13 protein-coding genes are annotated in these 13,563 nt (G+C 70.7%); 4 read left to right on the top strand and 9 right to left on the bottom strand.

The features are described from left to right. Positions 1-34 precede the first annotated feature (34 nt). Positions 35-589, bottom strand: a complete 555-nt coding sequence (locus OHB44_RS19275) for a hypothetical protein (protein WP_330437765.1) — start codon at positions 587-589, stop codon at positions 35-37. A 39-nt stretch (positions 590-628) separates the two neighbouring features. Continuing rightward, the gene (locus tag OHB44_RS19270) at positions 629-1,576 is read right to left on the bottom strand and encodes a hypothetical protein (protein WP_330437764.1); all 948 of its coding nucleotides are present in this window, start codon (positions 1,574-1,576) and stop codon (positions 629-631) included. 230 nt (positions 1,577-1,806) lie between these two features. On the opposite strand from OHB44_RS19270, the gene OHB44_RS19265 reads away from it, so the two are divergent. From OHB44_RS19265 to OHB44_RS19255, 3 genes are all read left to right on the top strand, one after another. Continuing rightward, positions 1,807-3,681: an adenylyl cyclase gene (locus OHB44_RS19265; RefSeq protein WP_330437763.1), complete on the top strand. Its 1,875-nt coding sequence runs from the start codon at positions 1,807-1,809 to the stop codon at positions 3,679-3,681. Between the two features lie 370 nt (positions 3,682-4,051). After that, positions 4,052-4,198, top strand: coding sequence for a hypothetical protein (locus tag OHB44_RS19260; protein ID WP_330437762.1), 147 nt, complete (start codon positions 4,052-4,054; stop codon positions 4,196-4,198). Next, a complete protein-coding gene (locus OHB44_RS19255; protein WP_266302270.1) occupies positions 4,198-5,418 on the top strand; it encodes a YeiH family protein in 1,221 nt (406 codons plus the stop codon). Before OHB44_RS19260 ends, OHB44_RS19255 begins: the two co-directional genes overlap by 1 nt. Positions 5,419-5,483: 65 nt before the next feature. Here the strand turns inward: OHB44_RS19255 and OHB44_RS19250 are convergent, their stop codons facing one another. The 6 genes from OHB44_RS19250 to OHB44_RS19225 form a co-directional block, all read right to left on the bottom strand. After that, on the bottom strand, positions 5,484-6,959 hold the full coding sequence (locus OHB44_RS19250) for an acyltransferase family protein (RefSeq protein ID WP_238682451.1): 1,476 nt from the start codon (positions 6,957-6,959) through the stop codon (positions 5,484-5,486). Between the two features lie 128 nt (positions 6,960-7,087). Further along, positions 7,088-8,248: a non-hydrolyzing UDP-N-acetylglucosamine 2-epimerase gene (wecB, locus tag OHB44_RS19245; RefSeq protein WP_330437761.1), complete on the bottom strand. Its 1,161-nt coding sequence runs from the start codon at positions 8,246-8,248 to the stop codon at positions 7,088-7,090. Positions 8,249-8,254: 6 nt separating this feature from the next. Further along, entirely contained in the window at positions 8,255-9,118 is an 864-nt protein-coding gene (locus OHB44_RS19240) for a choice-of-anchor P family protein (protein ID WP_238682449.1), read from the bottom strand. A 6-nt stretch (positions 9,119-9,124) separates the two neighbouring features. Beyond that, positions 9,125-10,675: a glycosyltransferase family 2 protein gene (locus tag OHB44_RS19235; protein ID WP_330437760.1), complete on the bottom strand. Its 1,551-nt coding sequence runs from the start codon at positions 10,673-10,675 to the stop codon at positions 9,125-9,127. Further along, entirely contained in the window at positions 10,665-11,207 is a 543-nt protein-coding gene (locus OHB44_RS19230) for a hypothetical protein (protein WP_238682446.1), read from the bottom strand. The genes OHB44_RS19235 and OHB44_RS19230 overlap by 11 nt, the downstream gene beginning before the upstream one ends. Further along, the gene (locus OHB44_RS19225) at positions 11,204-11,353 is read right to left on the bottom strand and encodes a peptidase (protein WP_088989215.1); all 150 of its coding nucleotides are present in this window, start codon (positions 11,351-11,353) and stop codon (positions 11,204-11,206) included. The genes OHB44_RS19230 and OHB44_RS19225 overlap by 4 nt, the downstream gene beginning before the upstream one ends. 187 nt (positions 11,354-11,540) lie before the next feature. On the opposite strand from OHB44_RS19225, the gene OHB44_RS19220 reads away from it, so the two are divergent. After that, positions 11,541-12,587 carry an LCP family protein gene (locus tag OHB44_RS19220; protein ID WP_330437758.1) on the top strand — a complete coding sequence of 349 codons (1,047 nt, stop codon included), beginning with the start codon at positions 11,541-11,543 and terminating at the stop codon, positions 12,585-12,587. A gap of 68 nt (positions 12,588-12,655) precedes the next feature. Here OHB44_RS19220 and OHB44_RS19215 read toward each other — a convergent pair whose 3' ends face one another. After that, a complete protein-coding gene (locus OHB44_RS19215; RefSeq protein ID WP_238682444.1) occupies positions 12,656-13,519 on the bottom strand; it encodes a TylF/MycF family methyltransferase in 864 nt (287 codons plus the stop codon). Between the last annotated feature and the right edge of the window lie 44 nt (positions 13,520-13,563).

The raw sequence follows: 13,563 nt of genomic DNA, 5'->3' as shown, positions 1-13,563 counted from the left end.
GGCGGGGGCGCTGCGGCCCCCGCCCGGGTCGGCGTCACGAGCAGGCGAAGCCCCAGTAGTGCGAGCTGATCTGGTTGTCGGCGGGGGTGCCGTCGTCGAACGCCTGGTAGCCGAGGGTGAAATCGGCCCAGTAGTCGCCGCGCGACAGGCACATGCTGCCACCGGTGAGGAACGCCCCGGTGCGCATCCGTACCGCGTCGTAGTCGTGGTAGACACCGTTGTTCCAGACCGACGTGGCGATGTTGTCGAAGCTGTAGTCGCCGCCGCAGTCCCACTGGCCGGTCGTGGCGGCGCCGCCCGGGTTGACCCAGTTGCTCGCGTTGCCCGCCCAGGCGCACCAGCGGCCACCCCAGTAGGCGTGCTCGTAGGCGTAGAAGTAGCCGTCGGCCGCTGCCGCGGTCCGCGCCCCGTCCTGTGGGGTTCTCCGGGGCAGGTCGACCCGCTCGGCCCGGCCGTCGCGATCGGTCGGCGCGGCCTGGCTGGCCGATCCGAGCGCGCCCGGTTGCGCGGGGGATGCGGCCGCCGGTGCGCCGGCCAGCAGCGTGGCGAGCATTGCGCCTCCCGCCAGGACCAGGTGGATACGTCTCATCTCATCCTCCTTCTCGCCGGGCGACCATCGCCTCGGCGTTCATTGGTGCTCGGCGGCGACCACGGCCCGGGCCGTGGGGAGCGCCCCGTGCTCCAGCCGGTTCTTCGCCGCCACGTCCTGGTGGTACGCCGCCGTCAGCTCGTCGCCGTGGCGGGCGTCCAGCGCCCGTGTCGTCGCGGCGAGGCCGTTCTGGGCGCACCGCGCCTCGGCGACCGCCGCGGCGATCTCGTCCGCCCGCCCCCGGGTGCCGACGCTCTCCCGTAACCGCTCGGGGGTGTCGGCGGTGTGGCCCTGCTGCCGCAGGCACTGCGCCCACGGTCGGAGCGCGGCCGTCCACGACGGATCGGCGAGGACCCGCCGCTGCCGCAGGTACGTCAGGTCGGTGACCACCTTGCTCGACCGGTACCACTCGGCCAGGTCGCCGTAGAGCCGGCGCTGCGCCTCGGATGTGCATCCCTCGGCGCTGCGCCGCATCACCCCGCCGGAGGGGAGCCGCGCCTCCAGCCCTTCCGGGCGGGCGCCGTTGAGCGCGGCCAGGAACGCCTCCCGGCGCTCGGGGGACAGGCCGCTGACGTAGCGCTGGTTGGGGTCGGTGCGCCGGCGGGCGTCGACCGCCTTCACCAGGTCCGAGCCGAAACCGTGTTTCCGCGCCCACGCGATGTCGTCGACGACGTACGGGAAGGAGAGCAGCTCGTCTGCCGGTGGCGACGTGCCCAGCCACAACTGGAATCCCGCGCGGACCATGCAGTCCCGGGTGAGCAGTGACTCGGCGCGCACCAGAAGCCGCCGATCCTCGGCCGTGACGGGCCCGGACGGGCCCGGATCGGACGACGGCGCGACCGTCAGCGCCGGTGCGGCCGAGGTGGAGCCAGACCGGGCACCGGCGATCGACGACGCGGCCAGCGGCAGTGCCAGGGCGAGGGTGACGATGACGACGGTCGCCCGCCGTCCGGGCCGGAACGCTCCGGGTGTTCCGCGTACTCGCATGAGCCGAGCAGACCAGCGCGGTGTTCCCTTTTCGTACCGTCGCCGTACCGTGAGCGCCTGGCCCGCCGACATTCGCGGTGCGGCGCTCGTGGCGTGCGGCCGCATTTACGGGTAGAAACATCTCAACCCCTTCCGGCCCGGCCCTACCTCCGGCGGCAAGGGTCAGAGAGCGCTCTCACCGCCCCCAGCTGCGCCGGAAGTACGCCCGGCCAGCGGAGAGGACGAACCACATGACAACCCCGTCCCGAGACGTGCGCCGGAGATCCGGTCGCACCCTCCTGCTCGCAGTGGTGTTGACCACCGCCACCACGATGACCAGCACGGGGGCCAGCGCCGGCCGCCCGACGCACGGCGCACCCGACTTCGGCCCGAACGTGACGATCTTCGACCCGTCCATGCCGGTCGGCGAGATCCAGCAGACCCTCGACGCGGCGCACGCCCGGCAGGTCGACAACGAGATGGGCACCGAGCGGCACGCCTACCTGTTCAAGCCCGGCACGTACGGCACGGCCGCGCAGCCGTTGCAGGCCAAGGTCGGCTACTACACCGAGGTGTCCGGCCTGGGCGCCTCGCCCACCGACGTCACAGTCAACGGCAAGCTGGAGGTTTACAACCGCTGTCTGGCCGACGGCGGCACCGGCAACTGCCTCGCACTGGTCAACTTCTGGCGCACCCTGTCCAACCTGTCGCTCACCATCAACGCGGCCGGCCAGGACGACTGCCGGTCGTCGGCGAACTTCTGGGCGGTCTCCCAGGCAGTGTCGATGCGCCGACTGAACATCGGCGGCGGCGGTCTGTCGCTGATGGACTACTGCACCGCCGGCCCGCAGTACGCCAGCGGAGGGTTCATCGCCGACTCACGGCTGCCGGCCACTACCAACGGGTCGCAGCAACAGTGGCTGACCCGCAACAGCGAGGTCGGTGGCTGGTCCAACGCCGTGTGGAACCAGGTGTTCGCGGGGGTCGAGGGCGCGCCGGACGACGCCGCGTTCCCCGACCCGCCGTACACCACTCTGGAGACCACCCCGCTCAGCCGGGAGAAGCCCTACCTCTTCGTCGACGGCAAGGGTCGCTACCAGGTGCGGGTGCCCGCCGCGCAGCGCGACAGCCGGGGCGTCTCCTGGGGTGACGGCATCACGCCGGGGCGCACCATCGGGATCGGCGACTTCTTCGTCGCCAAGCCGTCGGACTCGGTGCGCGTCATCAACAGCCAGTTGGCGCGAGGCAAGCACCTGCTGCTCACGCCCGGCACGTACGACATCGCGCGCAGCATCGAGATCCGGCGCCCGAACACAGTGGTGCTGGGGATCGGGCACGCCACGCTGACCGCCGTGAACGGCGCGATCCCGCTGGACGTGGCCGGTGTTCCCGGGGTGATCGTCGCGGGTGTCACGATCGACGCGGGCCTCGTCGAGTCGCCGGTCCTGCTGCGGGTCGGACGTGAGCACGGCCGCGACGCGAGCAGCCCGCACAACCCGACCACCCTCTCCGACGTGTACTTCCGGGTCGGCGGCCCGCACATCGGGCGGACGAACACCGCGCTGGAGGTCAACAGTGACAACGTGCTCATCGACCACACCTGGGTGTGGCGCGGTGATCACGGCGTCGAGGGCTTCACCGAGGGCGTCAACGGTGACACCGACCGCTGGCGTACCAACACCGGTCGCTACGGGGCCGTCATCAACGGCGACCACGTGACCGCCACCGGCCTCTTCGTCGAACACTTCCAGCGCTACAACACGGTCTGGAACGGCGAGCACGGCACCACGATCCTCTACCAGAACGAGCTGCCGTACGACCCGCCGACGCAGGCCGACTGGATGAACGGCGCGGTCGAGGGCTGGGCCGGGTACAAGGTCGGTGACCGGGTGCGTCACCACACCCTGTACGGGGGTGGGGTGTACGTGTTCAACCAGAACAACCCGTCGATCCACACCGAGAACGGCTTCGAGGTGCCGAACCGGCCGGGGGTGCGGCTGCATCACATCATGACCGTCAACCTCAGCGCCGGCACGATCGACCATGTGGTCAACGGCGTCGGGGACGCGGCCGACATGACCAGGGTCGGCGCTCCGGTCTACCTGACGCAGTACCCGACCCCGTAGCGGGGATCGGGCGTACCGACGGGGCCGGAGCCGGCGATGGCTCCGGCCCCGTCGTCCGTGGTGGGGGCGTCCGCAGAGGAAGAATTCGCGTCGACGGTCTTGAATTCCTATCGAGTCGGTAGGAAAATACGTGAATGCCGGTCGGTCCGCTCCTCACCTCGCGTCGGGTCGTCGACCTGATGCGAACCGCCAGTGAGCTGTGTCCGGGCGCACCGGGCACCGACTGAGCACCGCAGCACCGCACCCCTCTTCCGGCCGCACCGCCGGCTCGCGCGTCGACTCGTGACCCGGCGCGGCTCCGCACGCCCGTCACCGCGCTTCTGAACCGATCCGGCACCGTCGGCTCGGCTCACCACCATGGAGGTACGCCATGACATCCGACCAGCCACCGCCCACCCCGCCGACGGCCGGTGCGTCCCGGCTCGCGTTCAACGAGGACTGGGCGGCGACCATCCTCGGCCTGGTCCTGCTCGCACTGGTCCTGCTCGGTGCCATCCCCGCCGGACTGGTCCCCTGATGACCGCCGACGCGACCCGCACGGGCACCGAGGCCGCCACGGTCGGCGACGCACGCGTCGACGAGCCGCCCGCCGAGGACGTGATCGAGCGCGACACGTCGTCGACCACCGCCGATCCTGTCGAGCCGACAAACGCGGCGCGTGACGGGGCATTCTGGGCGTGGACGGCACTCGGCCTGCTGATCGTGGTCGGTCTCGCCGCGCTCACCCGCTACCTGGAGCAGAACGTCCCGGCCTGGGCCGAGGGCACCGCCATCGAGGACGTCGGAGCGGCTGTCGAGTACCCGGTCTACGCGATCCTGCTCGGCCTGCTCGGCAACGTCGCCGTCACAGTGCTCGGGTGGCGGGACCGGATCACCGCCGCGTTCCGAACCGAGTTCTTCATCAAGACCGGTCTGGTGCTGCTCGGGGCGTCGATCAACCTGGCCGTCATCGCCAGCGCCGCCGGCCCGGCGATCGCCCAGGCGATCCTGCTGATCAGCGGGGTGTTCCTGTTCACCTGGTGGTTGGCCGGCAGGTTCGGCCTCGACGACAAGTTGCGGGCGCTGCTCGCGTCGGCGGTGTCGATCTGCGGGGTCAGCGCGGCGATCGCCGCCGCCGGCGCGGTGCGGGCCCGTCGTGAACAGTTGGCCTACACGGCGAGTCTGGTCATCGTCTTCGCGCTGCCGTCCATCTTCATCCTGCCCTGGTTGGCCGACGTGTTCGGGCTCTCCGACGCGGTGGCCGGCGCCTGGATCGGTGGCAACATCGACACCACCGCGGCGGTCACCGCGGCGGGTGCGCTCGCCGGTGAGGAGGCGCTCCAGATCGCCAGCATCGTCAAGGTCACCCAGAACGCCCTGATGGGCGTGGTGGCGGTCGCGCTCACCGCGTACTTCACCCTGAAGGTGGAACGACGGCCCGGCGCGGCCCGACCGGGCCTCGGTGAGCTGTGGACGCGGTTCCCGAAGTTCGTCCTCGGCTTCATAGCGGCCTCGGTCATCGCCACCTGGTATCTCGACGCGACTGGCGCGGACGGCAAGGCCACCATCGCCGTCGTCAACGACCTGCGCGTGTGGTTCCTGATCCTGGCCTTCGTCAGCATCGGCCTGGAGGTCCGGGTCGCGTCGCTGCGGGAGGCGGGCTGGCGACCGGTGGCGGTGTTCGCCAGTGCCACGGTGTTCAACCTGGCGTTGGCGCTCGCCCTGGCGTCCCTGCTGTTCCGCAACTTCTCGGCCTGAGTCGGCCGGCCGCCCCTGCGGACGGTGGTGGGGCCGGAGCCAGGTTGGCTCCGGCCCCATCGCGATCAGCGGGGTGGTGTCGTCGAGGTGGTCGGCGCGCGGTGGGACCGACCCGACCGGGTGTGCGAGGTGGGCGTCTTCACCGGGTCGAACGGAAGATCCTTCCTGGTCCGTGCGGGTGCCGCCAGGAACGACGCCGCCGTCTCGGTGGGCCGCTTGGCGCGGCGCGGCACGGCTGCCGTGACGGGGGTGTTCTTCGCCGACCGGCTGTGCCGGGCACCGGCCTTGTGCCGGCCGGTGCCGGTGCGCGCCTCGGCTCCCGCGACTGTCACCGGGCTGGGGATCAGCACGGGGAGGGGGCTGGCGGTGCGCCCCGCGCGCCGGTGCCGGGCGCGTCCGCTGCCGGTCTTGAACCCGAGCGCGGGCCGTTCCACCAGGTGCCAGGAGAGCACGGCGCACACGAGGGCACCGAGCAGGCTCAGCACGATGTAGCCGAGCATCCCGAATCGGGCCCCGCCGAGCAGCGCGATCATCTGCTGCACCGGGAAGCCGTAGATGTAGATGCCGTACGTGTAGTCGTGCCGGCGGCTGATTCCGGACAGCCGCTTCGGCAGCGCGACGGCCGCGAAGAGCACCAGGTAGGCGAACGCCGGCACACCCACAGCGAAGAACCCGCCCAGCCACAGCGAGCCGACCAACGCGACGCCGGCCAGCACGCCCAGCTCTCTGGTCACCGGGATCCGGTGCGCGTACAGGCGGGCGGCGGCGCCGAGCAGGAACAGGAAGCCGAGCATCAGCGTCCAGTCGGCGGCGAACGCGCCGAGCAGGGGGAACGGCCCGATCGCGCCGTGTTGCGGCGGGCGGGAGCTCCAGGTCGGCGCCGTGAAGAAGTCCCGCAGGACCAGGGCGTAACAGACGGCGGTGAGGACGAGTACCGCGCGAGGCGCCCGGTGCAGCACCGAGGTCACCACGAGGATGCCGACGATCCCGTAGAACGCCAGGTCGTACCGCAGAGTCCACAGTGAACCGTCGAATGCGCTCGGCCCGCCGACGATCTGGCCGTACGGAGTGTCGGCCAGCAACCCGGAGATGGGGAACTGCTCCATCGAGGCGAGGAAGTTCGTCGTGACGTAGTCGAAGGGCCCCTCAGGGTGCCCCCAGAACCCGTCGAGGTTGCCGTTCTCGTACAGCGCCGCCAGGGGGGCGAAGACGAACGCGGTGACCAGCAGGCAGGCCCACAGCCCGGGGAAGACCCGCAGCAGGCGGGCGCGGACGTACTGGCGCAGCGTGGAGCGCAGCGCGCTGTCGGTGATGAGGAATCCCGAGATCAGGAAGAATCCGTACAGGCAGAGGGTTCCGAGGTCGCTCTGCCGGCCGAAGGTGGCCGCGCCGAGGTTGTGCTGGCCGAAGCCGAGCGGGCCGGCGTGCGCGATGATCACGCCACAAGCCATCGCCAGGCGCAGGACGCCGAAGGCGTTGTGCTGGGCGGAGTATCTGCCCTGCAGCGTCGCGGAACGCTGCCCGTTCAACTTCGCCTGCACCTGGGAACTCCTCTGATCACTGAACTGTGTGGACCGACGGATCGGAGCGCTGCCGATCGATGTGCCAATTATCAGGGGGTAAAGGAGGTTTGTCCGGAAATTGGGATGATTGTCCAGGTTGGCTGCCGTTAGCCGATGGCGGCGGCGGTGCGGCGACGCTGCACCACCCGACGGGCCGGTACGTTCAGCAGCCCCGCCAGGGCGACGACGGAGCGGTCACTCGCCCGCCCGTCGCCGAACGGCGAGCCCACGACGGCGGCCCGCCCGCTGGCAAGGTGGCGGAGCCCCGCCGACAGGAGCAGTTCGGGGTCGGTTCCCACCAGCTCGCCGCGGCCCGGCGTCAGGGCCTCCGGACGTTCCGTGGTGTCCCTGGTGACCAACAACGGCACCCCCAGGGTGGCGGCCTCCTCCTGGAGCCCGCCCGAGTCGGTGACGACCAGGTCGGCCGCCCGCAGCAGCCCGACCATCTGTGGATACGGCAGCGGTGGCGTGACCCGGGCGTTGGCGACGCCCGCGAGGCCCGTGGTGACCTCCGCGCTGAGCTGCGGGTTCGGGTGGGTGACCATCACGATCTGGGCGTCGGGGCACGCGCGCGCCAGGCGACGGAGCCCATCCACGGTGGCAGCCACCCCCTCGCCCCAGTTCTCCCGCCGGTGCACAGTGGCCACCACCAGCTTGCGGGCCGCGTCGACCCAGTCCGGCGCCTGGGCCATGCCGCGCTCCACCAGGTCGTGAAGGGCGTCCACGACGGTGTTGCCGGTCACCACTATCGCGCTGGAGCGAATGCCCTCACCGATGAGGTTCGCCCGAGCCGCCGGGGTCGGCGCCAGGTGCAGCGCCGCGATGCGGGCGAGCATCGCGCGGTTGGCCTCCTCGGGGAACGGTCGGTCCAGGTCGTTGGTCCGCAGCCCGGCCTCCAGGTGGACGACCGGGACGTGCCGCCAGAACGCGGCCGTCCCGCCGGCCAGGGCGGTCGTGGTGTCCCCTTGCACCACGACCGCCGCTGGACGGTGGTGTGTGAGCAACTCGTCGATGCCCGTGATCAGTGCCGCCGCCAGTTCGGCGAGCGAGCCGCTCCGCCGTTGCGGGCGCAGGCTCACCTCCGGGCGGAGACCGAACGGGGCGAGTGCCTCGGCGACGCGTCCCGGCTGTTGACCGGTATCCGCCACCCGTACCGTGAACCTCGGATCATCGAGGAGACGGCGGATCAGAGGCGCGGTCTTCACTCCTTCCGGCCTGGTGCCGGCGAGGATCAGGACCTCTCGCGGTGTCGAGCCGCTCGCACACATGTCGGGTCAGCTCCTGGCAGCCGCGCGGCGACGCCGGTAGAGCGAGAACCCGCCGGTGGTGCCGGCCACGAGCGCGCCGAGACCGAGTGCGAGCGGTGCCCCGGCGAGCGGGATCACCGGAATGGGGGGCGCGACCGCGTTGGCCCCGCAGCTCGACGTGCCGATGGTGACCCCGGCCAGCGCTCCACCGAGCGCCGTCAGGTTCAGCGCCGTGACGGTGAGTTGGCCCACGCCGGAGCTGGACTGGCCGTTGAGGGTCAGGTCGATCAGCCCCGGGATGCTCAGGCCGGTGTTCGGCGCCGGGTTGACCGGCAGGGCGAGCAGGGTCGTCTCGATGCCCAGGATCGTCGAGACGATCCGGGCGTTGACCAGGCTCGCGGTGCCGGTCGCCGACGGGCTGCTGGTGGCCTGGCACGACGAGTAGATGGCGTCGGCGACGAGTGCGATCGTGGCGAGGCCGCTGGTACCGAGGGTCAGCGTCACCCCGGCGCCCGGCGTGACGAGGCACGACCCGCCGGGTCCGATGGTGATCGAGCCGCCGGTGCCGAGCACGCCGGCGCAGGCCGCCGAGGTGCCGTCGTTGAACGCCCGGACGCTCTGGCCCAGCACCCCTGCGGTGATGACGGTCTGCCCGCCGAGCACGCCCAGCGGCGGATTCTGGTTACCGGAGATCGACTCGGTGGTGCCGTCGTTGGTGGCCGACGCCGTGCCGGAGCTGGCGAGGCCACCACCGAACAGGCTGATCTGAAGGGCCGAGGCGGAGGACTGGGAGGTGTCGGCCATCGCCGGAGAGGCCGCCAGGACGACCATGGCGAGACCACCGGCCAGCACCGCGGCGGTGCGGGCGAGACCGGATCTAACTCGTGGCATAGATGTCTACTTTCTGGTGTGGGCGGTTGCGGGGCGGTCTGTGGTGGGGGTGGCGAGGTGCGAGAGGTGGCTGAGATGCCGGGGCGGTCGGATCGACCGGGGTCCGTCGTTGCGACGCGACCGGCGTGCCGGTTGGCCCCGACTCGGCTGGGCCGGCACGGCGGCCCGACCCACTGCCGCCTGGCCGACGGCCACCCGGCCCACGGCCCGAGCCGGAGCCGGCTGCGGATCGGCGGCACGGGCGGTCTTCTGCCAGTCCGTGCGGGCCGTCACCATGCGGGCGAAGGCCAACCAGACCGCCAGCGACTGGGCGTAGCTGTACAGCCAGTGGCAGACGCCGAGCAGCAGGGCCTTGGAAATCGACAGCTGCGGCTCACAACGGATCCGGTAGACGATGCCCCACAGGGCGAACGGTCCGATGCCGAAGACGAGCACCAGCGGGGGTACGCCCCAGCCGCCACTGCTCCACCAGCCGCGCAGTCCGCCGGCGGTGTTGTCGATGTAGTAGGACATCACCACCAGGCAGGCGACGTAGATCGGTGTGCCGAGCAGTTGGGTCCACGGCGCGGCCAGGAAGTGGGCGATCTCCAGGGTGGCCGAGTTGCGGATGCGCGGCGAGCGCAGCACCCTGCCGAGGTAACGGCCACACTGCATCGACCCCTGGGCCCAGCGGGTGCGCTGCCGCACCAGCGGGCGGATCCGGGTCAACGCCTCCTGGGCCACCCAGCTCTCCGGGCAGTACTCGGTGCGACCACCGGCCAGCAGGATGTGCAGGCCCAGCTCGAAGTCCTCCAGGAGGGCGCCGTGCCACGGTGTGCCGTGCTGGTCGGCGATCTCGTTGAGTAGGGACAGCCGGGTGAACTGCCCGTTGCCGCCCATCGCCACGCTGCCGGTGCGTCGCCGCAGCGACTGCATGGCGGCGATCGGGGCGCGGAACTCCATGTCCTGTAGCCGGATCAGCAGCCGTCCCCAGCGACCGACCTCGGTCGGCTGCGCGTACCGGCGCGGCGCGCACTGGAGCATCCGCACCTCCACCTGGACCGCGCCGACCTGCGCCGAGCCGAAGTACTGACGGCCGGAGAGGGCGACCGGACCCTGGGGGTCGAGTCGGCTGTCCGCGTCCAGGACCCCGACGATCACCCGGGTGCGGTCCGCGTTGGCGGGCAACGACTGCTCGATGCGTCGCCAGGCGGCGTTGAGGGCGGCGCCCTTACCCTGTCGCGCGTCCGGCAGTTGACGCTGGACCACGTGCACCCGCGGTTGGTCGGTGAACGCGGCCAGTTCGGCCAGCGTGCCGTCGTCGGAGGCGTCGTCGACGCACCAGACGGTCGCTTGCGGGAAGTCGCAGAGCAGGCGCCGCACGGTCTCGCCGATGACCGACGCCTCATTGCGGCACGGCACGATGATGTGCCAGTCGAAGCCGTCCGGGCTGCCGCCCCGACTACGTCCACTCTTCAGGTGGAACACCAGGATGCTCAGCACGTACGCACAGAAGCTGACGCACAGCAGGAACGCCGCGGTGTTGAGCAGGGCGAGCGACTGCGTCTCAGTGGACACCGGCGACCGTCCCGGAGATCCGCTTGGTCCGGCTGACCAGGACCACGAAGAGGATGGTGACGGCGATCAGACCGGCGGTCGTGATCACCGAGCCGATCAGCACGTGGCTGCGTTCGTAGCCCAGCTTGAAGCCCCAGGTCTGCATCGAGACCACCACCGCGCCGAGTCGGAGCTGGTTCACGGTGACCAGCAGCACGACGGCCATCGCCAGGGCGTTGAGTCCACGCGTCAGTGAGATGCGGCGGAAGCCGACCAACGTCGACGCGAGCACGATCGGCGGGATCAGCAACATGGCTACCGAGCAGCCGCTGGAGACCATGAAGCCGACCCAGCGCTCGTCCAGTGGGAAGATCACGGCCGCGCCGATGGATTTGGTGTCCGCCAGCCCGACGGCGTTGACGAGATGAGCGTTCAGCCACGCCTCCGCGCTGGCGATGTCGTGCCACCGCCAGAGCATGGCGACGGCGGCGGCGACTCCGATCAGGCCACCCGCGCTGGCGCGCAGCCACGACCCGCGTCGGGCACCTGTCATCGCTCGCGGCCCAACATGGCGACGAGCCACAGTGCCAATCCCAGCACTACCAGCCCGACGCCGACCAGCAACCAGGACTGGACAGCAACCCCGGTGGCGGCAAGGCCACCTCCGATGTGTGGCCCCTTGGTGGGTACTCCGTACATGCCAACTCCCTCGCTCACTCGAAGGCCAGAATGGCATCGCAGAATCGGGCAAAGAGGATAAAGCGGCATAGAGACCCTAAAGAGTGATTAAATGCTTCATGAGTGGGCAGGCGGGTGACTCGAACGGCTACATCCCTTGCCCCGCAACAGGTTCAGCGTCCCGAGAGTTCGTGCAGAGGTGGTAAAGATGGTGACCGGTATCCCCGGCCGCACGCTCACGCCGGCGCCGTCGAGGTGGCGGGCGATGGCCGGCTGGAAGAAGGCGGGCCTCGCCCTGCTCCTGATGTTCGGCGTGCTCTGCGCGGGCCTCGTCACCGTCGGCTTCGGCCTGAAGCACAGGTACGAGAGCCGCGTGCAGCGCGAGGACATCCTCGGTCAGGGCACCCACGACGACCGCCGGTGGGAGTCGGGGCCGCTCAATCTCCTGCTGCTCGGGTCGGACTCCCGCGACGGCGAGCCGGACCAGGCTCTCTACCCCGGGCAGCGGTCGGACACCATCATGCTGGTGCACGTCAACGCCGCGCGGGAGGCCGCCACCGTCGTCTCCATCCCCCGGGACAGTTACGTCGACGTGCCCGCGGCGGGGCAGACCTGGTCCGGTGGTCCCAACAAGATCAATGCCGCGTTCGCGTTCGGCGGGGCCGCGCTGGCCGCCGAGACGGTCGCCACGCTCACCGGGCTGCCACTCGACGGCGTGCTGGTGGCCAACTTCGCCGCCGTCCGCAAGCTGGTGGACGCGGTGGAGGGGATCAACGTGTGCCTGCCGTACACCGTCAAGTCCTCGGACACCGGCGCCACCTGGCCCGCCGGCTGCCACGACCTGGACGGCAAGGCGGCCGACGACCTGATGCGGCAGCGGCACGGTGTGCCCGGCGGAGACTTCGGCCGCATCTACGACCAGCAGCTCGTGGTACGCGCCCTGGCCGAGCGGGTCACCGCGACGAATCTGCTCACCAGCCCGACCCGACTCGACCGGGTGCTCACCACCGCCGCCGAATCTCTTGTCGTCGACCGCGACCTGAACCTCACCGACCTCGCCCTCGTGCTGCGCAAGGTGAAGCCGGAGACGGTCCAGTTCGTCACAGTCCCGTTCAGCGACGCGAACCTGCAGACCCCGGCCGGGTCCGCCGTACGCCTGGACGAGGTCCGGGCCCCGGCGCTCTTCGCCGCCCTGCGCGAGGACCGGGTGGCGCAGTGGGTAGCGGCCAACCCGCAGACGCCACCGGCCAACTGAGCACTGGTACGAAGACGGCGGGTGGGAGGTCCTGAGACCTCCCACCCGCCGTCACTGTCGGCCCAGGTCTAGCGCGACCGCCGCCAGTAGCGGCAGGTCCAGTCCACCTGGTGCAGCTCGTCCTCGATGCCGTGCTCGGCGCGGAAGTCGTCGACGGCCTGCTTGCAGCCGCGCACCGCGTGGTAGTCGTCGATGATCACGTAGCCTCCGACGGAGAGCTTCGGGTAGAGCGAGCGCAGCGCCACCATCGTCGAGTCGTAGAGGTCCCCGTCGAGACGCATGACCGAGATCCGTTCCACCGGCGCGGTCGGCAGGGTGTCCGAGAACCAGCCCTTGAGGAACCGGACCTGGTCGTCGAGCAGCCCGTAGCGCTCGAAGTTCGCCTTAACCTGCTCCAACGACACCGCCAGGAACGGCACCTGCCAGAGCGCGTCCTCGACGTCCTCGACCCGGTGGGGAGCCGGCTTCGGTAGGCCGCGGAACGAGTCCGCTACCCACACCGTCCGGTCCCGGTCGCCGTAGGCGCGCAGCATCCCGCGCATGAAGATGACCGCCCCGCCGCGCCACACACCGGTCTCGATCAGGTCACCGGGCACGCCCCGCTCCAACACGTCCTTGACGCATCGCTCCAGGTTGTCCAGCCGCCGTAGCCCGATCATGGTCTCGGCCTCCGGTGGCCAGTCCCGGCCGGTGGCCCGCGCCTCCGCGTCGAAGGGGAACTGGAGCACCAGCTCCAGGCCCTTACGTTGCAGCAGGTGCCGGCCGCGCTGGAGGATCCGGCCGTGCAGGGACCCTTGGCGTGGGTGGTAGGGCATCCACGTCTCGCGGAAGACGTAGCGGGTCAGTGCCTTCTTGAGCAGATCGCAGTAGAGGGCGCGGGGGTCGTCCAGCGACGGCTCGGACGCCTGTGTGGGTATCAACATCTCACTCATCGGCCTATCTCCTTGTCAGTGTCGTTCGTGGCCAGCTGGGCGGG

Source organism: Micromonospora sp. NBC_00821, assembly GCF_036347035.1.
Taxonomy (GTDB): domain Bacteria; phylum Actinomycetota; class Actinomycetes; order Mycobacteriales; family Micromonosporaceae; genus Micromonospora; species Micromonospora hortensis.
Note: the sequence above shows the minus strand (reverse complement) of the source record. Positions and strands in the feature narration are given on the sequence as shown.